General features: G+C 63.8%; 25 protein-coding genes and 1 riboswitch. Of the genes, 14 read left to right on the top strand and 11 right to left on the bottom strand.

Annotated features, from left to right (window positions below):
• A complete protein-coding gene (gene ppk1 / locus GMET_RS00670) occupies positions 1-2,187 on the top strand; it encodes a polyphosphate kinase 1 (protein WP_004512718.1) in 2,187 nt (728 codons plus the stop codon).
• A 69-nt stretch (positions 2,188-2,256) separates the two neighbouring features.
• Here ppk1 and GMET_RS00665 read toward each other — a convergent pair whose 3' ends face one another.
• From GMET_RS00665 to GMET_RS00655, 3 genes are all read right to left on the bottom strand, one after another.
• Positions 2,257-3,213, bottom strand: a complete 957-nt coding sequence (locus tag GMET_RS00665) for an IS110-like element ISGme8 family transposase (RefSeq protein ID WP_004513407.1) — start codon at positions 3,211-3,213, stop codon at positions 2,257-2,259.
• Between the two features lie 307 nt (positions 3,214-3,520).
• Complete coding sequence (locus tag GMET_RS00660; protein WP_004514136.1) at positions 3,521-4,162, bottom strand: YXWGXW repeat-containing protein; 642 nt, start codon at positions 4,160-4,162, stop codon at positions 3,521-3,523.
• Between the two features lie 73 nt (positions 4,163-4,235).
• A riboswitch (cyclic di-GMP riboswitch) is annotated at positions 4,236-4,312 on the bottom strand.
• 177 nt (positions 4,313-4,489) lie between these two features.
• A complete protein-coding gene (locus GMET_RS00655; RefSeq protein WP_004514135.1) occupies positions 4,490-5,140 on the bottom strand; it encodes a LexA family protein in 651 nt (216 codons plus the stop codon).
• Positions 5,141-5,405: 265 nt separating this feature from the next.
• Between GMET_RS00655 and GMET_RS00650 the strand changes: the two genes are divergently transcribed.
• A complete protein-coding gene (locus GMET_RS00650; protein ID WP_004514134.1) occupies positions 5,406-5,696 on the top strand; it encodes a hypothetical protein in 291 nt (96 codons plus the stop codon).
• 173 nt (positions 5,697-5,869) lie between these two features.
• The gene (gene uvrA, locus GMET_RS00645; RefSeq protein ID WP_004514133.1) at positions 5,870-8,683 is read left to right on the top strand and encodes an excinuclease ABC subunit UvrA; all 2,814 of its coding nucleotides are present in this window, start codon (positions 5,870-5,872) and stop codon (positions 8,681-8,683) included.
• A 78-nt stretch (positions 8,684-8,761) separates the two neighbouring features.
• Here uvrA and GMET_RS00640 read toward each other — a convergent pair whose 3' ends face one another.
• The 7 genes from GMET_RS00640 to GMET_RS00610 all read right to left on the bottom strand — a co-directional run bounded on the left by GMET_RS00640 (position 8,762) and on the right by GMET_RS00610 (position 14,923).
• Positions 8,762-9,493 (bottom strand): DUF1847 domain-containing protein, encoded by a 732-nt coding sequence (locus GMET_RS00640; protein WP_004514132.1) that lies wholly within the window; start codon positions 9,491-9,493, stop codon positions 8,762-8,764.
• Between the two features lie 2 nt (positions 9,494-9,495).
• Positions 9,496-9,783 (bottom strand): DUF2288 domain-containing protein, encoded by a 288-nt coding sequence (locus GMET_RS00635; protein ID WP_004514131.1) that lies wholly within the window; start codon positions 9,781-9,783, stop codon positions 9,496-9,498.
• 80 nt (positions 9,784-9,863) lie between these two features.
• The gene (locus GMET_RS00630; protein WP_004514130.1) at positions 9,864-10,610 is read right to left on the bottom strand and encodes a TIGR03915 family putative DNA repair protein; all 747 of its coding nucleotides are present in this window, start codon (positions 10,608-10,610) and stop codon (positions 9,864-9,866) included.
• Positions 10,607-11,902: a putative DNA modification/repair radical SAM protein gene (locus tag GMET_RS00625; protein ID WP_004514129.1), complete on the bottom strand. Its 1,296-nt coding sequence runs from the start codon at positions 11,900-11,902 to the stop codon at positions 10,607-10,609. Before GMET_RS00625 ends, GMET_RS00630 begins: the two co-directional genes overlap by 4 nt.
• An 86-nt stretch (positions 11,903-11,988) precedes the next feature.
• Positions 11,989-13,113 carry an NADH:flavin oxidoreductase gene (locus tag GMET_RS00620; RefSeq protein WP_011365627.1) on the bottom strand — a complete coding sequence of 375 codons (1,125 nt, stop codon included), beginning with the start codon at positions 13,111-13,113 and terminating at the stop codon, positions 11,989-11,991.
• 15 nt (positions 13,114-13,128) lie between these two features.
• The gene (gene pyk, locus GMET_RS00615; RefSeq protein ID WP_004514127.1) at positions 13,129-14,571 is read right to left on the bottom strand and encodes a pyruvate kinase; all 1,443 of its coding nucleotides are present in this window, start codon (positions 14,569-14,571) and stop codon (positions 13,129-13,131) included.
• Between the two features lie 16 nt (positions 14,572-14,587).
• Positions 14,588-14,923 (bottom strand): hypothetical protein, encoded by a 336-nt coding sequence (locus GMET_RS00610; protein ID WP_004514126.1) that lies wholly within the window; start codon positions 14,921-14,923, stop codon positions 14,588-14,590.
• Between the two features lie 208 nt (positions 14,924-15,131).
• On the opposite strand from GMET_RS00610, the gene hypB reads away from it, so the two are divergent.
• From hypB to GMET_RS00575, 7 genes are all read left to right on the top strand, one after another.
• Complete coding sequence (gene hypB, locus GMET_RS00605) at positions 15,132-15,866, top strand: hydrogenase nickel incorporation protein HypB (protein ID WP_004514125.1); 735 nt, start codon at positions 15,132-15,134, stop codon at positions 15,864-15,866.
• Between the two features lie 16 nt (positions 15,867-15,882).
• A complete protein-coding gene (gene hypF / locus GMET_RS00600; protein WP_004514124.1) occupies positions 15,883-18,165 on the top strand; it encodes a carbamoyltransferase HypF in 2,283 nt (760 codons plus the stop codon).
• Positions 18,166-18,170: 5 nt separating this feature from the next.
• The gene (locus GMET_RS00595; RefSeq protein ID WP_004514123.1) at positions 18,171-18,401 is read left to right on the top strand and encodes a HypC/HybG/HupF family hydrogenase formation chaperone; all 231 of its coding nucleotides are present in this window, start codon (positions 18,171-18,173) and stop codon (positions 18,399-18,401) included.
• Positions 18,398-19,489 carry a hydrogenase formation protein HypD gene (gene hypD, locus GMET_RS00590; RefSeq protein ID WP_004514122.1) on the top strand — a complete coding sequence of 364 codons (1,092 nt, stop codon included), beginning with the start codon at positions 18,398-18,400 and terminating at the stop codon, positions 19,487-19,489. Before GMET_RS00595 ends, hypD begins: the two co-directional genes overlap by 4 nt.
• Before the next feature lie 35 nt (positions 19,490-19,524).
• Positions 19,525-20,535 (top strand): hydrogenase expression/formation protein HypE, encoded by a 1,011-nt coding sequence (gene hypE / locus GMET_RS00585; RefSeq protein ID WP_004514121.1) that lies wholly within the window; start codon positions 19,525-19,527, stop codon positions 20,533-20,535.
• Positions 20,536-20,610: 75 nt separating this feature from the next.
• Positions 20,611-21,468: a patatin-like phospholipase family protein gene (locus GMET_RS00580; RefSeq protein WP_004514120.1), complete on the top strand. Its 858-nt coding sequence runs from the start codon at positions 20,611-20,613 to the stop codon at positions 21,466-21,468.
• Positions 21,469-21,605: 137 nt separating this feature from the next.
• Positions 21,606-22,007 (top strand): PilZ domain-containing protein, encoded by a 402-nt coding sequence (locus GMET_RS00575; protein ID WP_004514119.1) that lies wholly within the window; start codon positions 21,606-21,608, stop codon positions 22,005-22,007.
• 12 nt (positions 22,008-22,019) lie between these two features.
• Here GMET_RS00575 and GMET_RS00570 read toward each other — a convergent pair whose 3' ends face one another.
• Positions 22,020-22,382, bottom strand: coding sequence for a hypothetical protein (locus GMET_RS00570; RefSeq protein ID WP_004514118.1), 363 nt, complete (start codon positions 22,380-22,382; stop codon positions 22,020-22,022).
• Between the two features lie 244 nt (positions 22,383-22,626).
• Here GMET_RS00570 and GMET_RS00565 point away from each other — a divergent pair, with 244 nt between their 5' ends.
• The 4 genes from GMET_RS00565 to GMET_RS00550 all read left to right on the top strand — a co-directional run bounded on the left by GMET_RS00565 (position 22,627) and on the right by GMET_RS00550 (position 26,698).
• On the top strand, positions 22,627-23,391 hold the full coding sequence (locus GMET_RS00565; protein WP_004514117.1) for a J domain-containing protein: 765 nt from the start codon (positions 22,627-22,629) through the stop codon (positions 23,389-23,391).
• A 62-nt stretch (positions 23,392-23,453) separates the two neighbouring features.
• Positions 23,454-24,566, top strand: a complete 1,113-nt coding sequence (locus tag GMET_RS00560; RefSeq protein WP_004514116.1) for a general secretion pathway protein GspE — start codon at positions 23,454-23,456, stop codon at positions 24,564-24,566.
• A 123-nt stretch (positions 24,567-24,689) separates the two neighbouring features.
• Positions 24,690-25,418: an OB-fold nucleic acid binding domain-containing protein gene (locus GMET_RS00555; protein WP_004514115.1), complete on the top strand. Its 729-nt coding sequence runs from the start codon at positions 24,690-24,692 to the stop codon at positions 25,416-25,418.
• Between the two features lie 14 nt (positions 25,419-25,432).
• Complete coding sequence (locus tag GMET_RS00550; protein ID WP_011365626.1) at positions 25,433-26,698, top strand: M48 family metallopeptidase; 1,266 nt, start codon at positions 25,433-25,435, stop codon at positions 26,696-26,698.
• Positions 26,699-26,759: the final 61 nt, after the last annotated feature.

Below are 26,759 nucleotides of genomic sequence, written 5' to 3'. Positions count from 1 at the left end.
ATGGCCCGCAAGCCCTCCTCCCCGAAGAGAACCGCCCCCGAAACAGCGGCGGGCGGGGAGTGGTCGGTCTGCGACCTGGCCGCCCCCGAGCTCTACCTGAACCGGGAGCTCACCTGGCTCGCGTTCAACCGCCGGGTCCTCCACGAGGCCGAGGACGAGCGGACGCCGCTTCTGGAGCGGGTCAAGTTTGCCGCCATCGTCAGCAGCAACCTGGACGAGTTTTTCATGAAGCGGATCGGCGGCCTCAAGCAGCAGGTGGGGGCGGGCATCCAGAACCTGACCGTGGACGGCCGCACCCCCCGGCAGCAGATCGAGGAGTGCTACGCCGTGGTGCGGGAACTGGGGGAGCGGAAGCGGCTCCTTTTCGGCGAGCTCCTGACGCTCCTGCGGTCGGCCGGCATCCAGATCCTCGGCTACAGCGAGATCCCGGCCCGGGAGCGGAAAGGGCTCCGCGACTATTACATCCGGAACATCTTTCCCCTGGTCACCCCCCAGTCCATCGACCCCGCCCACCCCTTCCCCTTCATCTCCAACCTCTCCCTGAACCTGCTGGTGACGCTCCGCTACCCCCGGGAGCGGGAGACCTCCCTGGCCCGGGTCAAGGTGCCGGTGGGGACCGGGATTCCCCGTTTCCTCCGGGTGGGTGACAAGGACCGGTTCGTCCCCCTGGAGGAGGTGATGCAGCACAACCTGGACCTCCTCTTCCCGGAGATGGAGGTGGTGGCCTGCGAGTTCTTCCGGGTCACCCGCAACGCCAATACCGAGCGGAACGAGGAGCAGGCCGACGACCTCCTCTCCATGATCGAGTCGGAACTCCAAGACCGGCGCTTCGCTCCCATCGTGCGGCTGGAGGTTGTGGCCGGCATGGGGGCGGTGCACCGGGGGATGCTCGCCGCGGAGCTGGAACTGAACGAGGCCGCCGACGTCTTCGAGGTGGAGGGGATGCTGGCCCTGCGGGACCTGTTCGAGATCGCCGGCCTCGGCTACCCGGAGCTCCACGACCCGTCCCACCACCCGGTCGACCACCCCCGCCTCATGACCGACCGGAACATCTTTCACGTGATCCGGGACGCCGGCGCCATTCTCCTCCAGCACCCCTACGACTCCTTCGCCACCTCGGTGGAGCGCTTCCTCTTCGAGGCAAGCGAGGATCCCAAGGTGCGGGCCATCAAGATGACCCTCTACCGGACCGCCTCCGACAGCCGGATCATCGATTGCCTGGTGAACGCGGCGAGTAACGGTAAGCAGGTGGCGGTGGCGGTGGAGTTGAAGGCCCGCTTCGACGAGGCGGCCAACATTCGGCTTGCGGAGCGGATGGAGGAGGCGGGGATCCACGTCACCTACGGCGTGGTGGGGCTCAAGACCCACTGCAAGGTGATCCTCGTGGTGCGGCAGGACTACGATGGGCTGCGGCGCTACGTCCACATCGGCACCGGCAACTACCATCCCGGCACCGCCCGGCTCTACTCCGACCTGGGGCTCCTCACCAGCGACGAGGCGATTGGCCAGGACGCCACCGAGCTTTTCAACTACCTCACCACCGGCTACACCCCCCGGCGCAACTATCAGAAACTGCTGCCGGCGCCGAAGCACCTGAAGCGGGCGCTCCTGGCCAGGATCGAGCGGGAGGCGGAACTCCACTCGGAGAAGACGCCGGGGCTCATCCAGTTCAAAATGAACGCCCTGGAAGACGCCGACATCGTGGCAGCCCTCTACCGTTCGGCCCGGAAGGGGGTGCGGATCGACCTCCTCATCCGGGACAGCTGCCGCCTGCGCCCCGGCGTTCCGGGGCTCTCGGAGACGGTGCGGGTGGTGAGCGTGGTGGGACGGTTCCTGGAGCACTCACGGATCTACTACTTCCGCAACAATGGTGACGAGGAGTACTACATCGGTTCCGCCGACGCCATGAAGCGGAACCTGGAATACCGGGTCGAGGTCCTCGCACCGGTGGAGGCCCCGGACCTGCGGAAGGAACTCCGAGCCATGCTCGACGCGCAACTCGGCGACCGGCGGAGCGCCTGGGAGATGCAGCCCGACGGCAGCTCCGTGCAGCGGATGCCGGGGGAAGGGGACGACCCGAGGGGAAGCCACGAGATCCTCATCGCCCTGGCCGAAAAACGCCGCAAGGCCGGTGCGCGCCTCAAAAAGAAAAAGGCCAGGGGAGTTGTCCGGCGCCCTGTCCGGTAACTCCCTCGGGCCTGCGATAATCAGAACAAGCATTTGAAACACAGAGCAACCGTGTTCTCAGTCAACAAATTAGTGCAGAAGTGGAGTGAATTTCGAGTGATCCCACTTCTGGTTGTTTTTCACCATGGCATTGAGGATGGTGAGTAGTTTTCGCATGCAAGCGGTGATCGCGACTTTGTGAAGTTTTCCGGCGCTTGTAAGGCGTTGATAGAAGGCTTTTATAACCGGGTTAAACCTGGCGGCACACAATGTTGCCATGTACAGGACAGAACGCACGGTTGCTCTGCCACCGGAGATTGCGCGCTTTCCACGGAATTTGCCACTGTCCCGATTATAGGGGCATACTCCGACCAGAGCGCCAAGCTGCTGTCGGGAAATGGTCCCCAACTCCGGAAGTGCTGCCAGTATGGTGGCCGCAGTCACAGGGCCGATGCCCTTGACACTGGTAAGGATTTCTTCTTTTGCCTTCCAGGATTCGCTGGACTGAATAAGAGTTGAGATGTCTTTATCAACGTCATCGATCTGCTGTGTCAGCCAGGCAATATGGGTCATGATGCCTTTGCGGACCGTAGGTGCAGCGGAAATCACGCGATTTTTTTCCGCCACAAGCATCTCGACCAACTGCCGGCGGCGGGCCAGCAGTGCTGCTAGATTTTGGCTTGTCTCGTCCTTGAGCGGCCTGATTTCAGGCTTGATGGCTTGGGCAAATCGGGCAATGATCTTGGCATCAAGAATATCGGTCTTCGCCAGCAGCCCGCATGCTTTGGCAAAGTTTCTGACCTGCCGAGGATTAACCACGACCACTGGCAGACCCGCTGCTGATAAGGTGCTGACAGCTAGCATCTCCAAGCCGCCGGTGGCTTCGAGAACAATCCGACAAGGGGCGTTCGTAATGAGCCACGTCGTCAGCTCAGCACAACCGGCATCATCGTTAGTCACCCTTTTCTGGTCACCAGTTGGCATGAGGTAGACATCAAGATGCTCTTTACTAACGTCGACTCCAACAACTGCATCATTGGGTTCCATATTCTCTCCAGTCCCTTTCTTGCGAAAATTCGGGCTCGTTTCGGCCCAAGCAACCGTTCGGGTTGAGGAAAGATGGACACGACGCATTACGCTCTGTGACGGGCTCAATTGGCCCAAGCAACGACCAAGCTGTCGTGTCCAATTCTGGAGAACATATAACCGGTTACTGAAACATACAAGCAACTGAGCAAATTCTGAGACAAATTCCTATTAAAACTGTTTCTGAACACACCCGGGAAAGTTTTGCATCAAATTGAATTAACCGGGTTGATTCCTCTGTTGCTCAGTTGCTCTGTGTTATTCGCCCTCAGTCCCTGTCGTCATCATCCCAGCGGTCGCGGCCGTGCTTGCGCCACTCCTTCTCCCGCCACTTCGCTTCCCTCCACCGTGCCTTCTCATCTTGCCGGATTTCGCGCCGTTCCCTCTCAGGACGGAAGCTGCGCCACTGGTCATGGTCGTCATCGCACCAGCGGCGGTAATCCCGGTCCCGCTGGTAGCGGATCGTTGCCACCGGGTAGCGCCTCAGCTCACGGGGCAGGGAGCGGTACGTCACCGTGGTCCACGGTCCCTGGTACGAGGCGCCGTTGTACCAGACGCCGTTGCGGCTCAGGTAGTAGCGGTTTCCCGCATAGAAGAGGTCGTAGGGTGTGCCTATGGCGACGTAGAAACCGAGTGAAGGGGAGAGGACGAATTCGGGAGGCTCGGCGATTACCACCGGTGGTGGGGCCGGCACGTAGACAGGCCGAGGAGCAGATGCGTAAACCGGCTCATAGCGGACTGGCGGGGCGGGAGCATAGACAGGCGGCGGGGCGGGGGCGTAGACCGGTTCGTACACCGCCACGGGCCTGTTCCCCAGGTTGATCCCGATGCTGAAGTCGACGTTTCCGGCGTGGGCCGTTCCTGTCAGGGCGGCGAGACAGGCGATAGATGCGATAATTTTGCTGGTCATGGTGTTTCCTCCTTTCATGTTACGCCCCTTTCGGTCATGAAAAAAGCCGGGGCCGGCATATCCTGTTGAGATATTTGGCGACCCGGCTGTCTCGGGGAGACCCTGTAGGCTTTCCGTCCCACCCTCGCGGATGGTTTAGTATTATCGTCTATCGGTGGCTATGCGGTTGTTGGTCTTGCCCTGGAAAGAGCAGAGAGCGTGCCAACACACGACCAAAGGTAATAACGTGCCGTTGCTTCTGAGGAATTCCGGGATGGCCGGATTGGCGGGGAATAGGAGTTCCGCCTGAAATCTGGGAACGGCTGCCCCATTTGGGGTAAAAAGCGTCTATAGTTTCACCTTGCGCCACACCTCCGCCACGGTGCCGATGATCCGCGTCTCCGGGGCGGGGGTGAAGGGGGAGTAGGTGGCGTTGTCGGGGGAGTAGACGATATCGCCGTTCCTGACCCGATACCGCCGCAGGATCGCCTCGCCCCACCGGTTGGTCACCAGGACCACTTCGCCGTTCTGGGGTTCTTCCCCGGGCCTGAAGATCACCAGGTCGCCGTCCCGGATGGTAGGGGCCATGAAATCACCGTAGGCGACGATGGCGTAGCATCCCTCGCTGACCTCCGGCAGGGCCACGCGATCACGGATGTCATCCTCCCCGACCCGGTGGGGAAACTCTGGCCCTATCCGCTCCAGGAGCGGGATTCCTTCGCCACCGGGAGAAGTTGCGGGCTGCCCGGCGCGGCGCGGCGTCCGGTACATTTCTCCCTCTCCCGAGGCGAGCCATGACGGGCTTATTTCATAGAGATTACAGAGGGCGATCAGGAGGGTGTCCGAAGGGGTCTTCTTCTCCCGCTCGATGCCGCTGAGGAATCCCTGCACGATCCCGAGGGAGTCGGCAAACTCCTTCTGAGTCAGTCCTTTGTTTATCCGGATTTCCTTGATCCGTCTCCCTGTGGATGGGGTCGGGACGATGGGGGAAACAGCCATAAAATATCTCTCCGATGAAACAATATTTCTGGATGAAAAATTTTCGTTGACAATATATTTCTTTGGAATAATAATAAAATTACCAAGGAAATAAAATATCCCCCTTACCGGCCCACGGGAGAAGAGGTTTTAAGGAAAAATGGGCTTAATTTGAAGCCTATCATGGTGTGCCGGGTGGGGCAAGGCTAAATTGCTGGGAGATAGTGACCTCCTCCGTCAATGGAGGAAAAAGGAAGGCCCGCAGCAGGCGGGCGGGGAGGACGCCATGAAAGGGGCTCACGGACGGTTTTGCGAGGTTTCACAGCTTCTTGCGGGGGATGCCCGGGGAGGACAGCTTGCCGATGATCTTCTGAATGCCTGTTTCGACCATGTGCTGCCGGAGGATGGCGGCGAGGGGAGCATGAAAACCCTGGCCCATCTCATGGTGACACTGGATCGGTTCAATGCCCACGTGCGACGAGAGGGGGGAGAGGGGCTCTTTGTCGGGTCGCCGGAAGAGGTCGCGGCCTGGGCCGAGGAGCTCACCCGGCAGATCTGGGAGAACCGCCCCAACTGACCGGCATCGCTCCGGTCAGCGGGGAGCGTCGACGCGCGTCTCAACAATTTCGCTGTTATGCCATGGGGTCGGCCGAAGGGTCGGCCCTTTTTTTATTCTGTTCCGTGCTATAGTATCTTTTTTGCCGGATGACTCCGGACCTAATCACCGCATACCGAAGGAACCGAACCCCCATGGCACACGACACCATCATCGTCAAAGGCGCCTGCGAGCACAACCTCAAGTGCATCGACGTGGAGATCCCCCGGGACAAGCTCGTGGTCATCACCGGCATCTCCGGCTCGGGGAAGTCGACCCTGGCCTTCGACACCATCTATGCCGAGGGGCAGCGCCGCTACGTGGAGTCACTCTCCGCCTATGCCCGCCAGTTTCTGGAGCAGATGGAAAAGCCCGATGTGGAATCCATTGAGGGGCTCTCTCCCGCCATCTCCATCGAGCAGAAGACCACGAGCAGAAACCCCCGCTCCACCGTGGGCACCGTTACCGAGATTTACGACTACCTCCGGCTTCTCTTCGCCCGGGTCGGCCATCCCCACTGCTACCAGTGCGGCAAAGAAATAACCTCCCAGACCGTCTCCCAGATGGTTGACCAGATCATGGCCATGGCAACGGGGACCAAGCTCCAGCTCCTCTCCCCCATGGTCAGGGGGCGCAAGGGGGAGTACCGAAAGGAGCTGGCCCAGCTCCGCAAGGACGGCTTCGCCCGGGTCATCGTGGATGGGGTACAGTACGAGCTTGCCGAGGAGATTCCCCTCGACAAGAACAAGAAACACGATATCGATATCGTGGTGGACCGGCTCATCGTTAAGGCGGGGATCGAGCGGCGCCTGGCCGATTCCCTGGAGACGGCCCTGAACCATGCCGAAGGGGTGGTGAAGGTGCAGGTCATCGACGGCGACACCATCCTCTTCTCAGAGGCCCTGGCCTGCATTGACTGCGGCATCTCCTACCCGGAGATGACCCCCCGGATGTTCTCCTTCAACAATCCCTACGGCGCCTGCCCCGACTGCACCGGCCTCGGCACGCGGATGTATTTCGACCAGGAGCTGGTGGTGCCGAACCCCGACCTCTCCATCCGCGACGGGGCCATCGTCCCGTGGGAGAAGCGGCTCTCCGGCTGGTACCACATGACCCTCGACGCCCTGGCCAAGGCCTATGACTTCGACATCCAGACCCCGTTCAGGGAACTGCCGCAGAAGGTTCAGGAGGTGATCCTCCGGGGCTCCGGCGGCCGGAAAATCGAATTCTGGTGGGAGGAGGACGGTGGCCGCCGCCACACCTACACCAAGGAGTTCGAAGGGGTGATCCCGAACCTGGAGCGGCGCTATCGGGAAAGCGACTCGGAGCAGGTCCACGAGGAGCTGGAGCGGTACATGAACGTGATGCCGTGCCCCACCTGCGAAGGGGCGCGGCTAAAGAAGGAGGCGCTCCACGTGAAGGTGGCGGGGCGCGACATCCGACAGGTGACGGCCCTCTCCATCAAGGATGCCCTGGAGTACTTTGCCTCCCTGGCCCTGACCCCCAAGGAGGAGGAGATCGCCCGCCGGATATTGAAGGAGATCCGGGAGCGGCTCAACTTCCTCGTGAACGTGGGGCTCGACTACCTCTCCCTGGACCGGGCCTCCGGCACCCTCTCCGGCGGCGAGGGGCAGCGGATCAGGCTCGCCACCCAGATCGGCTCCAGCCTCGTGGGGGTCCTCTACATCCTGGACGAGCCCTCCATCGGCCTCCACCAGCGGGACAACGGCCGGCTCCTCCAGACCTTGAAACACATGCGGGACATCGGCAACACGGTGCTCGTGGTGGAGCACGACGAGGAGACGATCCTGGAGGCGGACCACGTCCTCGACATGGGGCCCGGCGCCGGGGAGCACGGGGGCCGCGTGGTGGCCCAGGGGACCCCGGCGGAGATCATGGCGAACCCCGCATCCCTCACGGGGCGTTACCTCTCGGGGGAGCTCGCCATCGCGGTGCCGAAGAAGCGGAGAAAACCGAAACGCGTCATCACCGTGGCAGGGGCCACGGAGAATAACTTGAAGGATGTCTCCGTGGACATCCCCCTTGGGGTCATGACCTGCGTCACCGGGGTATCCGGATCGGGAAAATCGACCCTGGTCATCGACACCCTCTACAAGGTTCTGGGGCAGCGCCTCTACAAGAGCCGGGAGAAGGCCGGGGCGGTGCGTGAAATTCGGGGGCTGGAGCAGCTGGACAAGGTCATCAACATCGACCAGTCCCCCATCGGCCGCACGCCGCGCTCCAATCCCGCCACCTACACCGGCGTCTTCGCCGACATCCGTGACCTTTTCGCCCAGCTCCCCGAATCCAAGGTGCGGGGCTACAAGCCGGGGCGCTACTCCTTCAACGTGAAGGGGGGGCGGTGCGAGGCGTGCTCCGGGGACGGGATCATCAAGATCGAGATGCACTTTCTTCCCGATGTCTACGTCCAGTGCGAGGTCTGCAAGGGGGCCCGCTACAACCGGGAGACCCTGGAGGTGACCTATAAGGGGAAATCCATAGCCCAGGTCCTGGACATGACCGTCTCCGAGGCACTGCGGTTTCTGGAGAACATCCCGAAGATCAAAACGAAGCTCCAGACCCTGGAGGAAGTGGGGCTCGGCTACATCCGTCTCGGCCAGGCGGCCACGACGCTGTCCGGCGGCGAGGCCCAGCGGGTAAAGCTCGCCAAGGAGCTGGCCCGCCGCGCCACCGGCCGCACCATCTACATCCTCGACGAGCCCACCACCGGCCTCCACTTCCACGACATCGCCAAACTCCTGGAGGTGCTGCGAAAGCTCGTGGAGGGGGGAAACACCATCGTCATCATCGAGCACAATCTCGACGTCATCAAGACCGCCGATTACCTCATCGATCTCGGCCCCGAAGGGGGCGACCGGGGAGGTGAGGTGATCGCCACCGGCACTCCCGAGGAGGTGGCCAAGGTGACGCGATCATATACTGGGCAGTATTTGCGGAAGTTGCTCTGAGTCACCTTGAAAATCCTCCGTGATGCGGAGGATTTTCAAGGTGACTGACCGTGCGTGGATGTCAAAAAGGGGGGAGAACTACTTTTCTTCGGTAGGAACCGCGACGGGCTGTACCTTCAGCCGCTTGTAGTAGAAATTCTGTCCATAGAGAACCGCGGCGGGGTTATGGCCCGTGACCCGGTCCTTGCAGACCAGCGTCGTGACCGGTGCCTTCGAGTGCTTGGTGAAGAGCATGTCGTGCCCTACGCAGAGGCCGACGATGATGTTCATCTGGGTGCCGCAGCGGTTCAGTATCTCTGCCTGGGCGATGGGGTTGCAGGCCGGCTCGAAGGTGCCGGGGCGGACCTTGTCGCTCTCCTCCAGCCCCAGTTCCAGCTTGTCGATGCTCCCCGATTTGCAGCAGACGCTGGCGGGTTCCAGCCCCTGGGCCTCCAGGATGGTGACGAGCTGCTTCGTTTCCTCCAGGAGGCCGATGCAGGTGGCAATCCCTACCTTCGTCCACCCCATGAGCTTCGCCAGGGCGACAGTGTCCTCCACCCGGGTCCAGCGGGCCACCACGGCGTCGCTCCCCTGCATCTTCTGGTAGCAGAGCCCCTCCACCCTGGCCGCCACGCGGGCAAGGCGGGCGTCGTCGCCATCCCCCCGGTACTCGGCGAAACTCTCGTCGATGATGTCGGGGGAGGTTTTCGAGGGGCAGTTGGCCGGCTGGCCGGGGCGGTTGTCCGGGCTGCTCCAGCAGTTGGTGGTGCCGCTCTTCTGCCAGACTGCGCTGCAGTTGGCGCAGGAGGGTATCGTTTCGTTATCGGCCATGGTCAGTGCTCCTTCATGAGGACATAGGGGCTGATGATGAGGGTGCTGAAGCGGGCGGCCTTGTCGGCGTCCCAGGCGGCGATCTGCCCTTCGCTCGGCTTAGACAGCTTGCCGGTTTCGATCCATGCCCCCACGGTCGCCGTGTCGTCCCTGGCGATCCGCTCCCCCACCTCTGCTATTTCCAGTTCAGGGGCCACAACGATCAGGCCCCCCCGCTCCAGATGGGCCCGGAGCCAGTTCCACTCCGCCACGTCCACCTGAAGGGCCAGTTCTTCTTTTGTTGGTTTCACGCATTGTCTCCTTCACTTCGTGTTCGCGACTTCGACAGAATACCAGCATTGCGGGAAAAATCCAGACGGTAGCGTTCAGTTCACTCCCGCTCGAACTCCGGTAGGTGCCGGCGGTGCTTCAGGGGGAGGTTTTGCCGCTGGAGCTTCGGATTGTGGCGCTCCGCGATGGAGAGGCGGTCGAAGTAGCGCTGCCAGAGATCCCGAAAGAGCTCCTCTCCAGCGGAGAGGGGGAGGGGACCGGTCACCTCCAGGGGAATGTCGGCCCACTCGCGGCGGGCAGGGTCGAAGGCCACCGCCTCGTTCCGCCGTCGGTCGTGGATGATCCAGCGCTGGTCGGCGAACCGGGCCGCGAAGTGGGGAGCGATGAGGGGGAGGATCCGGTGATCGGGCTCCATGGCGGCGTACCAGACATCCCCCTCCAGTTGCCGGAAGCGAACAAGCCCCTTGTAGCGGTGGGCCTCGCGCCCCACTGCCCGGGCCAGCTTCCAGACCGGGATGACCGCCTCGTGGGCCAGCATGGCGCCGAACCGGGGCCCCGTTGTCAGCCCCAGTTGCAGGTAGCGGAAGAGGAGGATTTCCCGACCCGGTTCCCCGGCGTGGAAGGCGTAGCGGAGAGTCTGCACGGCCCCGGCGGGGAGGGTACGGCGGATGAGCTGATAGAGCTCCCCGGCCCGGTCCCGGTCCGTCTCCACTTCTTCGACGGCGGCGAAGAGCCCCTGTTGCTCCGGCTCCCGGTCAGTGATCGCCTCGGGCTCGGCGCTCCGCTCCCGTGCCAGGGCCACGGCCGTGAGAAATCCGGCAAAGGTGCCGTCGTAGCGGAGGATCACAGCTCCCCCGTGATGGTGGACCGGATGTCGATGGCGTTGGCGCCGTCGAAGAGGGAGGGCTGGCTCCAGCGAGGCCGGGGGGTAGTCCGCTCCGTGAGCCGCGCCTGGAGTCCCGCGGCGTCCGGGGTCATGTCGGCACCGAACCGTCCCCGGGCCGTGACGAAGTACCGGGCCCGCTTCATGACCACCCCAAGCAGGGCCAGATCATCCAGGGAGAGGTGTCCCCCCCGCCGTGCCCCGACGATCCGCTGGGCCGACCGGACGCCGATCCCCGGCACCCGCAGGAGAAGTTCCAGGGGGGCTCGGTTCACCTCCACGGGGAAGAGGTGGAGGTTCCGCAGGGCCCACCCCGCCTTGGGGTCCAGGGAGAGGTCCAGGTTGGGGTGCTCCTCGTCCAGAAGCTCCCCGGCGGCGAACCCGTAGTAGCGCATGAGCCAGTCGGCCTGGTAGAGGCGGTGCTCCCGCACCAGGGGCGGCGTGCCGACCACGGAGGGGAGGCGAGTGTCGGTGTTCACCGGAATGAAGGCCGAGTAGTAGACCCGCTTCATGGAGAGGCGCCCGTAGAGCCCGGCGGCCAGCGACACGATCTGCAGGTCGCTCTCCCCGCTGGCGCCGATGATGAGCTGGGTGCTCTGCCCCGCCGGGGCAAAGGGAGGGATCTTCCGGGATACCTTCCGCTCCTCCTTTGTCTGGACGATGAGCTCCCCCACCCGTTTCATGGGTGCGACGATGGCCTCGCGGCTTTTGTCCGGGGCCAGGAGTTGCAGGCTCTCCCTGCTCGGCAGCTCCATGTTGACGCTCACCCGGTCCGCCAGGCGCCCCAGCCGGTCAACCAGGAGAAGGTCGGCGCCGGGGACCACCTTCACGTGGATGTAGCCGTTGAAGCGGTGCTCCTCCCGCAGGATGCTGGTCGCCTCGATGAGGAGCTCCATGGTGTGGTCCGGATCCTTCACCACGCCGGTGGAGAGGAAGAGCCCCTCGATGGCGTTGCGGCGGTAGAAGCCGATGGTGAGTTCCGCCACCTCGGCGGGGGTGAGGAGCACCCGGCGGGTATCGTTGGAGCGGCGGTTCACGCAGTAGGCGCAGTCGTAAATGCAGGCGTTGGTCAGGAGGATTTTGAGGAGCGACACGCAGCGGCCGTCGGCGGTCCAGCTGTGGCAGATGCCGCACTGGGCGGCGTTGCCGATCCCCCCTTTGTTACGGCGCGAGCTGCCGCTGGAGGCGCAGGAGACATCGTACTTGGCGCCGTCGGCGAGGATTTCGAGTTTTTCGGCAAGGCTGAGTTCGGGCATGGTGCTCACTGTTTCCCGTCAGAATAATCAAGGCCCGGGCAATCCTACCCCGGGCCTGTGACGGAATGTGTCGCTAATGTATCGCCTCAGAGGGAAAACGCCCGGCTCTCCCGCTCCACCTTGTCCACCACGCAGTAGATTCCCCCTTCCTTCATCCCCGGCTTGAAGCAGCCGTTGCAGGAGATGCAGCGGGCCCGGCTCTCGTCCCCCTCCTCCCAGCGGCGAGGGAGGTTGGGCTCCCGGATGAGGGGGCGGGAAAGGGAGACAAAGTCGGCCTCTTCCCGTCGGATGACCCCTTCCACCAGCTCGAAGGTGCGGAACCCCCCCACCACCATGACGGGGCAGGAGACCACCTGCTTGATCCGGTAGGCGAGGGGGAGGTTGTAGGCCTCCTGCTCCCGGGTCTCGATCCCCTGGCGGACCGGGGTCTGTCCGCCCGAGGCCGGTGTGCCGCCGGAGACCTCGATGGCGTCGATCCCCTCCTCATCCAGCATCCGGGCCACCAGAACCGCCTCCTCCAGGTCGAGTCCCCCGTTCAGGTTGTCGGAGCCGTTGAGTTTCACCATGACCGGGAAATCCTTCCCCACGGCGGCACGTACAGCATGGGAAATCTCCAGGAGAAAGCGGCACCGGTTCTCCAGGGAGCCGCCGTAGCGGTCGGTGCGGCGGTTGGTGAGGGGGGAGAGGAACTGGTTGATGAGGTAGCCGTGGGCGGCATGGAGCTGGACCGCGTCGAAGCCCCACTCCCGGGCCCGGACGGCGCCGGCGGCGAAGGCTGCCACCAGATCCGCGATCTCGGCCTCGGGGAGTTCACGGGGAAGTTCCGGGTATTGATCGATTTGCACGGCGGTAGGGGCCACTGGCTGAGCGCCGGCCGCCCTGGCCGTGGTCTGGCCGCCGCAGTGGACCAGCTGGAGACAGATTTTACCCCCCTCCCGGTGGACCGCCTCGGTCAGGAGCCGTGCCTCGGGGGCAAAGGAGTCCTCGTGGATTCCCAGCTGTCCGGGAAGCTGCTTTCCGTCGGGACGGACGAAGGCGTAGCCGGAGATGATGAGCCCCACCCCGCCCCGGGCCAGGGTCCCGTAGTAGGCGGCCAGCTTCTCCGTGGGATGCCCTCCGGCCCGGCACATCCCCTCCCAGGTGGCGGAGCGGACCAGCCGGTTGCGGAGTGTCAGGTGGTGGATCTTTGTCTCGTCGAACACCTTGCGCATTGAATCAAACCTCCGTCAGAAAATCTCGAAAAACTTCCCCGTCCCCAGCTTGTGGACCTTCATAAGGTTCGTGGAACCTCGGGCCTCCACCGGCACCCCCATGGTTATGACGATCACGTCTCCCTTGCGGTACCCCGCCGAGAGGAACGTCGATTCCACGGCCGCGATCTGCTCGTCGGTGCCGGTCATGGGGCCAATGGGGAGCGGCTTCACCCCCCAGTAGAGGGAGAGGCGCCGCCGGGTCTCCAGGGACTGGGTAAAGGCGATGATGGGGAGCGGCGGCCGGAACTTGGAGATGAGGGCGGCGGTGCTCCCCGACTGGGTCATGACCGAGATGGCCCGGGCGTCCACGGTGACGGCGGCGCGGCAGGCGGCCTCGGCCACCGCCTCGGCGATGCTCGGGTTGTGGCGCCGCTGGGGGAGGGTGTCCTCCATCTGAGCGTAGCGCTCCACATCCAGGGCCACCTTGGCCATGGTCCGCACCGCTTCCAGGGGGAACTGCCCCGAGGCGGTCTCTCCCGAGAGCATGACCGCGTCGGTCCCGTCAAGGATGGCGTTAGCCACGTCGGAGGTCTCGGCCCGGGTGGGGCGCGGGTGGCTGATCATCGATTCCAGCATCTGGGTGGCGGTGATAACCGGCTTCCCCGCCTCGTTGCAGGCTCGGATGATTTTTTTCTGGAAGAGGGGGACCTTCTCGGCGCTGATCTCAACACCCAGGTCGCCCCGGGCCACCATGACACCGTCGGCCGCTTTGAGGATGCTCTTGAAATTGCGCAGGGCCTCGGGCTTCTCGATCTTGGCCACCACGGGGATGTGGATGCCGCGCTCGAAGAGGATCCGCTTGAGCCCCTCCACGTCCTCGGCGCTCCGGACAAAGGAGAGGGCGATGTAGTCCACCCCCTCGGCCAGGCAGAACTCCAGGTCCCGCAGATCCTTCTCCGAGAGGGAGGGGGCCGAGACATGGACTCCGGGGAGGTTGATCCCCTTCAGGTCCTTGAGGGTTCCCCCCTCCACCACGGTGCAGCGGACCAGGTTTCCCTCCACCGAATGGACCTTCAGCTCGATGAGGCCGTCGTCCATGAGAATGCGGGAGCCGGGCTTCACGTCATGGGGGAGGGCCTTGTAGATGGTGGAGATGAGGGTCGGGGTGCCGAGGACCTCATCGGTGACGATGTCGAGGGGGTCTCCCTTGCGCAGGGAGATGGCGCCGTTCTCCATGCGGCCGGTCCTGATCTTTGGCCCCTGGAGGTCGGCCAGGATGCCGATCTCCTTTCCCCGGGCGGCAGAAAGACGCCGGATGGTGGCAATGGTCTCCCGGCGCTGGTCGTTGGCCCCGTGGGAGAAGTTGAGGCGGAAAAGGTCTGCCCCTGCCTCCATGAGCTTGCTGATCATCTCCGGCGAGGAGCTGGCCGGTCCGAGGGTGGCTACGATCTTGGTTTTGCGCGACGATTTATCCATGGAAACGATGGTTCCCTCAGTGATGGAATTTCCCGACCCGCCCCTTGTGGGCCGGGGTGGGGGATTTGTGGCATTCGAAGCAGGGGAGTTCGTCCACCTTCCGGATGTCCAGGGGGGAGGCCGGCTTGGCGGGCTGGGGCATGGTATACCCTTCGGTCTGGAAGTAGGGGCGGTCGCGCTCGTCGGAAAGGATCGCCGGCTGGTAGGCCACCTGCCAGTTGGCGCTGATGGGGATCGTGTGGCACTGGTCACAGCCGCCGGGAGGGGGAATGCTCTTCCAGGACGTGAGCATGGCGCATCCGGTGGTCAGAATGGCTGTCAGGGCAACGAGGAGAGGGGGAGCTGTGCGCATGTGATCGTACTCCGTGATGGGAAATACCGCAAATGAGTGGTGATAATGATAGCACAAAGCGTGACTAAAACAAGCCGGCAGCGCGTCAAAACAGTGCCGGAGCCGATGCTTGACCTTTTGGGTCGAATACTATAGGCTCGTCGGTAACTAGCTGAGAGAAATGATGTTTTATCTTGCGAAGCAGCCATGGACAGGAGGAGTCTCGATCATGTGCACCACCTGCGGTTGCGAAACCGATACCCATCATCACCATCACCACCATCATCATGGCGAAGGGAAAGAAGCCCGCAAGATCGCCGTTGAACTGGACATCCTCGCCCGCAACAACCGCTTTGCCGCCGAGAACCGGGCACTCTTCGCCGCCAAGGGGATCTTCGCCCTCAATTTCGTGAGTTCACCCGGTTCGGGGAAGACCACCACCCTGGAGCGGACGTTAAAGGACTTGGCCGGCCGGTACCGCTGCGCCGTCATCGAGGGGGACCAGCAGACCGACAATGACGCCGTCCGCATCGCCGCCACCGGCGTGCCGGTGAAGCAGATCAACACCGGCGCCGGGTGCCACCTGGACGCCCACATGGTGGGCCACGCCGTTGAGGAATTCGACCTGGACGCCCTCGATCTCCTCCTGGTGGAGAACGTGGGGAACCTGGTCTGCCCCGCCTCCTTCGACCTGGGGGAGCATCACAAGGTGGTGGTCCTGTCGGTGACCGAGGGGGAGGACAAGCCCCTTAAGTACCCGAATATGTTCCACGCCGCCGACGTGATGCTCCTCAACAAGGTGGATCTCCTCCCCTACGTGGACTTCGACGTGGAGAAGTGCAAGGAAATGGCCCGCCGCGTGAGCCCCGACATCGCCATCTTCGAGATCTCCAGCCGCACCGGAGAGGGGATGGATGCCTGGTACGGCTGGCTTGCCGGCCGCATCGCCGCCGTGAAGGGATAACGCCGCGTTTCGTCCCATGACCGATGCCAGGCGCACCAGGATAACCATTGAGGGGATTGTCCAGGGGGTCGGCTTCCGCCCCTTCGTCTTCCGCCTCGCGGAGCACCACGGCATTGCCGGATGGGTGCAGAACACCACGGCGGGAGTTGTCGTTGAGGCGGAAGGGGATGCCCGGCGCCTCGCCTCCTTCGTGGCTGACCTCACGGGGAAAGCCCCCCCTCTGGCTGTCATCGTTTCGCTTGCAACCGAAGAGATCCCGCCGCAAGGGGGGACCGCCTTCGCCATCCGTTACAGCGAGGGGAGCGCCGGGCCGGTGCGGGTGGCCCCGGACGGCGACGTCTGCCCTGACTGCCTCCATGAGCTCTTCGATCCGGCCGACCGCCGCCATCGCTATCCCTTCATCACCTGCACCAACTGCGGCCCCCGCTACTCCCTCATCACCGCTGTCCCCTACGATCGCCCCAACACCACCATGGCCCCCTTCCCCCTCTGCGATGCCTGCCGGACCGAGTACGAGGACCCCCGGAACCGCCGTTTCCATGCCCAGCCGGTGGCCTGTCCGGAGTGCGGTCCCCGGCTCAGGCTCGTGGATGCCGACGACCGGGACCTGCCAGGGGATCCCGTGGAGGAGGCAGCAGGGCTCCTCTCCCAGGGAAAGATCGTTGCCGTGAAAGGGATCGGCGGCTATCACCTGGCCGTGGACGCCCTGAACGACGGGGCGGTGCGGGAGCTGCGCCGCCGCAAGGCCCGGGACGAGAAGCCCTTTGCGCTCATGGCCCCTGACCTGGCGGCGGTGCGGACCTTTGCCCTTCCCGACGCCGTGGAGGAGCGGCTCCTGGCCGCCCCCGAGCACCCCATCGTGCTCCTGCGCAAACGCCCCGACAATCCCGTCTCCCCCCTGGCGGCCCCGGCCAACGGCTATTTCGGCACCATGCTCCCCTACGCGCCGCTCCACCATCTCCTCCTGCGGGACCGGTTTACGGCCCTGGTCATGACGAGCGGCAACCTCTCCGATGAGCCCATTGCCTACCGGGACGCCGAGGCCCGGGAGCGGCTTGCGTACATCGCCGACGCGTTCCTTGTCCACGACCGGGAGATCCATACCCGAACCGACGACTCGGTGATCCGGGTGTTCCGGGGTAATCCCCTCTTCCTGCGCCGCTCCCGGGGATATGTGCCGCGGGAGGTGCGGATGCCCGTGGAGATTCCGGCTGTCCTTGCCGTGGGGGCCGAGCTCAAGGGGACCATCTGCCTCGCCCGGGGAGACCGGGCCGTCATGAGCCAGCACATCGGCGACCTGAAGAATGCCGCCACCCTCGATTCTCTGGCGGAGACCACCGCGCACCTCCAGGGGCTCCTGGGGCTAACCCCGGAGCTTGTTGCCCACGACCTCCACCCCGACTACCTCTCCACGGCCTTTGCCGAGGGGATCCCGGTGCTTCCGCGGGTGGCGGTGCAGCACCACCACGCCCACCTGGCATCCTGCATGGCCGAGAACGGCCTCGACGGGGAGGTGATCGGCGTCATCTTCGACGGCACCGGCTACGGCCGGGACGGCACGGTCTGGGGAGGGGAGTTTCTCGTGGGGGGATACGGGGGCTTCCGGCGGGCCGGCCACCTCCGGCAGGTTCCCCTTCTCGGCGGCGACGCGGCGGTGCGGGAGCCGTTTCGCATGGCCCTGTCCTACCTTTACGATGCCTTCGGTGCCGACTTTTTCGGCCTTTCCCTGCCGTGGCTTCGGGAGATCGGCGAAGCCGAGCGGCCTCTTTTTCTCCAGATGCTGGAGCGCCGGATCAACTCCCCCCCCACCTCCAGCTGCGGTCGGCTCTTCGATGCCGTGGCGGCCCTCACGGGGGTGCGGGGAAGGGTCTCCTACGAGGGGCAGGCGGCCATGGAACTGGAGGCTCTGGCCGAAGGGAGCGCTACGGCATCCATTTATCCCTATGCCATTGTTCGCAACGACGTCAGCGCCGAGGTCGATTTCCGGCTGATGGTCCGGGCGCTCGCGGAGGATGCGGCCGCCGGCCGGCCGGGGGGGGAGATGGCCCGGGCTTTCCACAATACCCTTGCCGCGGCAGTGACGGACCTCTGTGCCCAGATTCGCGCTGTGGACGGCCTGGACCGTGTCGTCCTCTCCGGGGGCGTTTTCCAGAACAAGCTCCTGACGGAAGGGGTTTTCCAGTCCCTGGCCGATCAGGGATTCCATGTCTACACCCACCGGCTCGTTCCTCCCAACGACGGGGGGCTGGCCCTGGGGCAGGCGATAATCGCAGGATACGGAGCACGAAAAGGAGAATAGGATCTATGTGTCTCGGAGTACCCATGCAGGTGGTCAGCGTCGGCGACGGCGACATCGTTGCCGAGATCGACGGCGTGAGGAAGGAAGCGAGCCTCATGCTCCTCGACGAAGAGGTGAAGGAAGGGGATTTCGTCATCGTCCACGCGGGTTTTGCCATCTCCCGCCTCGATGAGGAGGAGGCGCAGGAGACGCTGAGGCTCATGAGAGAGGTGTTCAAACCGGAGGACATGGCGTGAAATACCAGGACGAATTCCGCGACCGCCACGTGGTGCTGGGCCTTGCCGCCCGGATCAGGGAGCACGTGGCCGGGCGTACGGAGCCCATGACCTTCATGGAGGTCTGCGGCACTCATACCATGTCGATCTATCAGTACGGGCTCCGCACCCTCCTCCCTCCCCAGGTGCGGCTCATCTCCGGACCCGGCTGCCCGGTCTGCGTCACCCCCAATGAGTACCTGGACCGGGCCGTGGCCCTCTGCCGGCTCCCCGACGTTATCGTCGCCACCTTCGGCGACATGGTCCGGGTCCCCGGCTCCACGTCGTCCCTCCAGGAGGAGCGCGCCCGGGGGGCCGACATCCGGATCGTCTACTCCCCCTTGGACGCCGTTGCCATTGCTGCCAGGAATCCGGAGAAGCGGGTGGTCTTTCTCGGCGTCGGCTTCGAGACCACGGCCCCGGCCATTGGCGGGAGCATCCTGGCGGCGAAGAAGCAGGGGCTCGCCAACTACTTCGTGCTGGCAGCCCACAAGACCATGCCCAAGCCCATGGGGGTCCTCTCCGCCGACCCGGAGCTGAAGATCGACGGCTACATCTGCCCCGCCCACGTGAGCACCATCACCGGGCCGGAGATCTACCGCTTCCTGGCCGAGGAGTTTCATATCCCCTGCGTCATCACCGGTTTCGAGCCTGCGGACGTCATGCAGGGGGTCGAGATGCTCGTCCGCCAGGTGGTGGCGGGGGAGAGCCGGGTGGAGACCCAGTACAGCAGGGTGGTACGGCCTGAGGGGAACCGCAAGGCCCAGGAGGTGATCCGGGAGGTCTTCACCCCCTGCGATGCCCCCTGGCGCGGCATCGGGGTCATCCCGGGGAGCGGCCTGCGGATCGCCGACGCCTATGCCGTGTTTGACGCCGAGAAGGCGATTCCCGTGGCGGTGGAGGAGACCCGGGAACACGCGGGATGTCTCTGCGGCGAGATCCTCAAGGGGAAAGCGGCCCCAACCGACTGTCCCCTCTTTGGCGGCGCCTGCACCCCCGAGTCCCCCGTGGGGGCCTGCATGGTCTCCTCCGAGGGGACCTGCGCGGCGGCGTACAAGTATGGGCAGTGACCAGCAGCAAAGAATATGACCGCTCGGAGAATCCTGTGAACAAAGACCTCATCCTCCTGGGCCACGGCAGCGGCGGGAAGCTTTCCCACCAGCTCCTGGACGACCTCATCATCCCGACCCTCTCGGGCATCCCCCTCGCCGGGCAGAACGACGCGGCGGTGGTGGAGCATGGCGGCCAGAGGCTCGCCTTCACCACCGACTCCTACGTGGTGGACCCCATCTTCTTCCCCGGCGGCAACATCGGAAGCCTGGCCGTGAACGGCACCGTGAACGACCTGGCCATGATGGGGGCGCGCCCCCTCTTCATCAGCGCCGGCCTCATTGTCGAGGAAGGGTTCAGCCGGACCGAACTGGCCGGGATCCTCGCCTCCATGCGGGGTGCTGCCGACGCCGCCGGGGTCAGGATCGTCACCGGCGATACCAAGGTGGTCCCCCGGGGGAAGGCGGACCGAATCTTCATCAACACCTCCGGCATCGGGGCCGTGGAGCACGATTTCGCCATTAACGGCGCCAACGCCCGGGCCGGCGACGTGGTCATCATCAACGGCACCATCGGCGACCATGGTATCGCGGTCATGGCCGAGCGGGAGGGGCTTGACCTCCGGACCGCCATCCGGAGCGACTGCGCGGCCCTGAACGACCTCGTGGCCGAGATCATCGCTGCAGGGGGCGACGCGGTCCACGTTCTGCGGGACCCGACCCGGGGGGGAGTCGCCACGACCCTCAAGGAAATCGCCCTTCAGTCCGATAAGACTATTACCCTCCGGGAGGAGACCCTCCCCCTCAACGGAGCGGTGAAGGGGGTCTGCTCGATCCTCGGTCTCGATCCCCTCTACGTGGCCAACGAGGGGAAGCTTCTGGCCGTGGTGGCCCCCGAGGCCGCGGAGAGGGTGCTGACCCGCATCAAGGGGCATCGCCTCGGGAGGGATGCCGCCATCATCGGCCATGTGGCTGAGGGGGGAGGCCGGGTACAGATGGAGACCGCCGTGGGCGGCATGCGGGCCGTGGAGATGCTGGCCGGAGAGCAGCTCCCCCGCATCTGCTAGCAGTCAGCATCCATCAGCAGGATTGTTTTGTGCTATCTTTACTTCAGTGTTGAAGTATCTCAGGGGGGAAATGTCATGCCTAACCATCACACCATGTCCCCTGGGCCGTCCAACGGCCCGGTGACCCTCATGTTCATCGGCGGCGGAAGCCGCTGCCCCGCGTTCATCGGCGCCCTCAAGGCGGTGGAGGAACTGCGGATTCCCGTCGGAAAAATCATCGGCGCCTCGGGGGGGAGCATCGTGGCGGCCCTCTATGCCGCGGGGTATTCTCCCGATGAACTCCACCGCCTCTCCCTTGACACCGACATCGGGGCATTCCGGGACTTCTCGCCCCGGGGCGCCCTGGCCGGCATGGGAGTCTGCCGGGGGGACGCCCTGGAACGGTGGCTGGATGAAAAGCTGGGGGGGAAGCATCTCGGTGACGGCTTGCGCATCCCCCTCGGCATCGTTGCCACCGACATTCTCAACCACACCCCCCACCTCCTCTGCGGCGACAATCACCCCGACCTGAAGGTCTCTGCCGCCGTCCGTTTTTCCATGGGGATTCCCCTGGTTTTCGCCTGGAAGAAATATTCCCACCGGGGGCGGGACTACGTCTTCATCGACGGCTCCCTCATGGCGGGGATCATCGAGGGGCAGTGCGCCGACGCGGGACGCACCCTCACCATCAAGACCTTCGCCAAGCGGAGCATAAGCCGGCCGGCCTCGTCGGTTCTGAGTCTGCGGCGCTACGGATCAGACCTGCTCTCCATCTTTTACGGCGCCATGGACCGGGAATTTCTCAAGGGGGGGAGATGGAAGGACACCATTACCATCCACTGCGGCACGGTTTCCCCCCTCACCTTTTCCCTCAGTTCGGCGGAAAAGGAATTTCTCTTCGAGCAGGGATACCACCAGGTGGCCAAGTACCTTCGCTACAAGGGAGGGTTCTGACGACGGCAAGGTTTCCGTTGTCTCTGCCGGAGAATTTCTGTTAGGATGCCCTCATCCCTCTTTTTTGCTAAAGATTGCGCCGCGCCTGCCGATAGATATAGTGTTCAGTGTCGAGAGTGACCAAGGGAGGAGTTAGGGTGGAAAAGAGAAAGTTCGAGCGGGTTGACCTCCGCACCGAGGCCGTTGTCCGTCATCGGGACCTGACCTTCAGGGGCGAGGTGGAGAATCTGAGCCTGAAGGGGCTCTTCGTCAGGACCGACCAGAAGATTCCCCTCCATGAGAAGGTGGATGTGGCAATGTTTTTCCAGGGCTCGTCGTCGGAGCTTTCCTTCAGCCTTGAGGCCAATGTGGTGAGAGCCACCGACCAGGGGATCGGCCTCAATTTCCGCAAGATAGACATCGATTCCCTGGTCCGCTCCGACGTGTTGTCATCCGCCGGCGGCGACCGCCGGCAGGTGATCGAGGAGTTCTACGGCTTTGCGGAGAATAACGAAGCGACCGAGGAAGAAAAATCGAAAGTCCCCCCGGTCGCGTCATAGCAACCGCCTCTATCAGTCCACCGGGTTTCCCTTGGTGACCGCATCAAAGACCGAGATGAGCGAGTCGGGCGTGTAGGGGCAGGCCCGGTTCTTGGTGGTACCATCAGCCAGTGTCTGCTCCCAGAAGATAACCTCCTCGCCCCCTTTTTCCCCCCGCGATACCCCTTTCGGGTCGAACTCCTTGAGCACATTCCACATCTGGTCCATGGTCAGGAGTTCGTAGCTGGCGAACTCGTCGCCGCTCCCCACGCTGGCGAGGAAGCTGTTAACGAGTTCGTAGTCGACAAAGTCGTTCTCCTTCCGGCACCACTTGATAAACGGTTGGTCAGCCTTCCTCCCGTCGCGAATTTCCTTTTCAATCTCACGTCCTGTCATGTCTCCTCCTCTTCCGCCGCCTGGCCATGTCAGCCACACAGTGCCAGGAGCAATGATGGTTCGTGGCGTTTCCCGATCCGTGACCTTACTGGCTGGCGGCAATAATGTTGTATAGTAATAGTACAGCACTTTTGGGAGATGTCACCGGATGCGCGGAGCGAAAAGTGCTTTCTCGCTGGCTCGTAATTTGCTTGCCTGTGAACGGGAGTTTTTCGCTCGTTGAGGTGGGGATGGTTAGTGTGCCATGAACGATGTGCAACGTGCCTTTGATCTGTTGCAGTTGAAGCCGGGCGCGAGTCCCGCGGAGGTAAAACGTGCCTTTCGCGACCAGGTTGCAGCGTGGCATCCCGACCGGTTCTCCGCCGACCCCATCATGCAGCGGCGAGCCGAGGAACGGCTGCGCCTCGTCATCGAGGCCCATCGGTCAATCGTTTCATATCATGAAATGCGTGCATCGGGAGAGATGGCGGCCGGCCATCGCGTGCAGGGGGATGATCGGGGCCTTTCCTCGCCGGCCGGGAGCTTTTTTCGCTCGGTCCCGAATTGTGTATTCTGCGTCGTTGTGCTTGGCTGTGCCCTGCTGGGGCTGCTCCGGCATGGGATGACGATCCACGCCTGGATCTACGGAGTTGAGATGGCGCTTATACCGGCCCTCTTCTCCCTGGCCTACAATCTGGCGGGCCGCGGCAATCTGGTGGTGAGAAATCTCTATCTCGGCTTTTGCCTCTGTGCTTTGGCAGTCGTTGTGGTGGACGGCGCCATGATCGGTGTGGAGCGGTCTGCACCGGCCGGGGAAGGGGAAGTCTTTTCCCCCCGGGGTAATGACGGCGGAGCGGTTGGTGGCGGCTGGCCCCTCCCCCGCGGGGGAGGCAGGGACCTCATTGGCGAAGGTCTTGCGCCGGCTTCCCATGAACCGCCTTCTCCGCGGGCACCGGCTCTCCCTCTGGCGCCGATGGCCCCCGCGGCTCCCCATGCGCCCGCGGCCCCGCTGGCGCCATTGGCTCACTGATCCGCGGCTCTCTATCATGACGCGTCGCGAAGGCGCTCAGAATCAGGAGGTAAACGCACCGTATGGCGCTTAGACTTGGAGAAATGCTGGTCAAGACAGGCCGGATCACGCCGGACCAGCTTGATGAGGCTTTGAGGAGCCAGGTCATCTTCGGAGGACGGCTCGGAACGAACCTTGTCGAGATGGGATGCATCGACGAGGAGGAACTGGCGAGGGTCCTGAGTGAGAAGTTGCGGGTCCCCTGCGTCGACCCGGACGAGCTGATGAACATCTCCCCTGCCATTATAGAGGCGGTGCCGTTGGAGGTGGTGGAGCAGTACCAGGTGGTCCCCCTCAGACTGGAGAACCGGCGGCTGTTCCTCGTCATGGCCGATCCGTCCGATCTTCCCGCCATTGATCAGATAGCCTTCAGGACCGGCCATGTCATCGTGCCGCTGGTGGCCCCGGAGATCAGGCTCCTGATGGCCCTCGAAAAGTACTACGGCATCAAGCGGGAGTTGCGGTATCTGCCGGTGTCGAAGGGATTGGGGGGGAGAAGGGTCTGCAGCTACCAGCCGAAACCCGCTGACGCGGCCATCGCCGCTCCGCGCGAGGTGGTCGACTTTTCGACGCTCCCCGCGGAGGGGGAGGAATTTTTTCCGTGGGGAGAGGGGGGGTACGACGCTACCCGGATCGAAGCCGCCAAGCGGCACACCATCGACACCCTCTCCCGCGAGCTGGTCGATGCCCCTGACCGGGATGCGGTGGCGCGGGCCATCCTGAACTACGTGGGTCAGGAGTTCGGCCGGGCAGCGCTCCTCCTCGTCACCCGGGATGCCGTGGCGGGGTGGATGGCCCTCGATGGGGGAAACCCGGTCCCCCGGTTCGACGAACTGAGAATCGGCCTCGACGAGCCGTCAGTAATGCTGTCGGTGACCAAGGCCCGGGTCCTCTACCATGGTCCCGTGGCCGGTACTCCCGCAAACCTCAGGCTGCTGAAGGCCCTGGGGGGGGACAAGCCCGAGGGGATGATCCTCGTACCCCTGGTTATGAACAAGCGGGTGGTGGCCATCCTCTGCGCCGTGGGTGGGGTGGAGCTCCTCGGCGCCAGGCAGGAGAGCCTCCAGGTCGTTGCCCGCAAGGGGGTCCTTGCCTTCGAGGTTCTCATCCTGAAAAACAAGATCCTGATGACGTGACGGAAAAAGGCGCCCCCTGAAGAAGGGGGTTGTCTCTTTTTTCTGAAGCGGGTAGTCTGAAATCCACTGATCCCTTCCCCTCCGGTGAAGGGATCGATTACTCATTATTGAAGGAGTCCATTGATGAACAAAGCACTCAGCATCTCAGCCCTCGCGCTTGCCCTTTCGCTCCCCCTCGGTGCCCACGCCTTCGGTCCCGGCGCGTCCTCCATGGGAGGGGCCACCGCCCCGGCAGGCGTTCCCCTGGCGGGGAAGGTTGCGGAAACCATGGCGAGCGGCGGGTACACCTACCTTCTCCTGGAGCGGGACGGGAAGAAGACGTGGGCGGCCATCCCCGAAACCCCCGTGGAGGTGGGCCGAGAGATTACCCTCAAGCCGGGGATGGAGATGAAGAACTTCGCCAGTAAAGCCCTCAAGCGCACCTTCGAGAGCATCTATTTCTCAGAGGGTCTCGCATCGGCTGTGGAAAGCACGGCGGGTAAGAGCTCTCCGGGGAGCAAGGGGGTCGTGGTAGCCCCGGCCGAACAGGTGAAGGTTGAGAAAGCTGCCAGCCCCAACGCCCACACTATCGCCGAGACCTACGAGCAGAGGGGGAGCCTCGACGGAAAACCCGTGGCCGTGCGGGGGAAGGTCATGAGGGTGTCCGCGGGCATCATGGGGAAAAACTGGGTCCACCTCCAGGACGGTAGCGGCGATGCCAAGAAGGGAACCAACGACCTGACCGTCACCACCCAGGATCTTCCGGCCGTGGGTGACGTGGTGACCGCCACCGGCACCCTCCGCAAGGACAAGGATTTCGGCGGCGGCTACCGGTATCAGGTCATCATCGAGGAAGGGACCGTGAAGCGCTGACGCTCTCCTCCTCCATGACCGCCGTCATCATCCTTTTCTACCTCATTACCCTTGGCGCCGGCTTTTTCCTTCGGACGCTGAATCTCCGCCATCTGAAACGGTACGGCTCCACCGTCCCCTCCGGTTTCGAGGGGGCGGTGGAGCCGGAAACCCTCCGCAAAACGGTTGCCTATACCCTTGACCAGAGCCGCCTGGGGCTCGCCGAGTCCCTCTTCGACGCGGCGCTCCTCCTCATTTTTCTCTTCGGGCTTCTGCCGGCCTATGACCGGTGGCTCGCCTCCCTGGGAGGCTCCTTCGTCCTCTCGGGTGTCCTCTTCTTCCTGGGTCTCACCCTCATCCAGACGTTCCTCGGCATCCCCTTCGACCTTTACGGGACCTTTCGCCTCGAAGTCCGCTACGGCTTCAACACCACGACTCCCGGCCTCTGGCTCTCGGACCTGGCAAAGTCGACCCTCATCGCGGTGGTGCTGACCGGGCTCCTGGTGGCCGGGGCCTTTGCCCTCGTGGCGTGGAGTCCCCGCTTCTGGTGGCTCTGGGTCTGGGGGTTCTTCGCCATGGTCTCCCTCTTCCTCATGTACCTCTCCCCCTACGTCATCGAACCCCTCTTCAACCGGTTCGAGCCGGTCGCCGAGGAGGGGCTGGAGGAGGAGATCCGCGCCTTGTGTGAACGGGCCGGGCTGCGGGTCAGCCGGGTCATGCAGGTGGACGCCTCCCGGCGCAGCCGCCACTCCAATGCCTACTTCACCGGCATCGGCCGGGTAAAGCGTATCGTCCTTTACGACACCCTCATCCGCCAGATGAGCCACCGGGAGATCCTGGCGGTCCTTGCCCACGAGATCGGCCACTGGAAGAAGGGGCATATCCGCCGGCGGTTGATCCTCACGGAAGCCGGTGCCCTGGCCGGCTCGTGGTTTGCCTGGAAACTCACGGGATGGGAGGGATTTCCGGGGCTCATCGGCCTGACGGACGCCTCCTTCGCGGCGCGACTCGTCATCCTCGGTTTCCTGGGCTCCATCGTTTCCTTCCCCTTCACCCCCCTTTCCAGTTGGCTCTCCCGCCGCCACGAGCGGGAGGCGGACCGTTTCGCCACCGACATTACGGGGGATGCGGAGGCCTTGGCCTCAGCCCTCGTGAAGCTCTCCACGGAGAATCTCTCCAATCTCCACCCTCATCCCCTTTATGCGGCGTTCTACTATTCCCATCCTCCCGTGGTTGAGCGGGTGGGCAGGCTGAGGGCCGCCATGCCTCCGGCAGGAAAAGCGGGAGAGACCACGATGTAATCGGAAATTTTTTCATAATTCAGGTCCCTGGCGAGTCGTCACTGCCGTGGTTGAATGAATC

This window comes from Geobacter metallireducens GS-15 (assembly GCF_000012925.1).
Taxonomy (GTDB): domain Bacteria; phylum Desulfobacterota; class Desulfuromonadia; order Geobacterales; family Geobacteraceae; genus Geobacter; species Geobacter metallireducens.
This window is presented reverse-complemented; position numbering and strand designations above follow the sequence as displayed.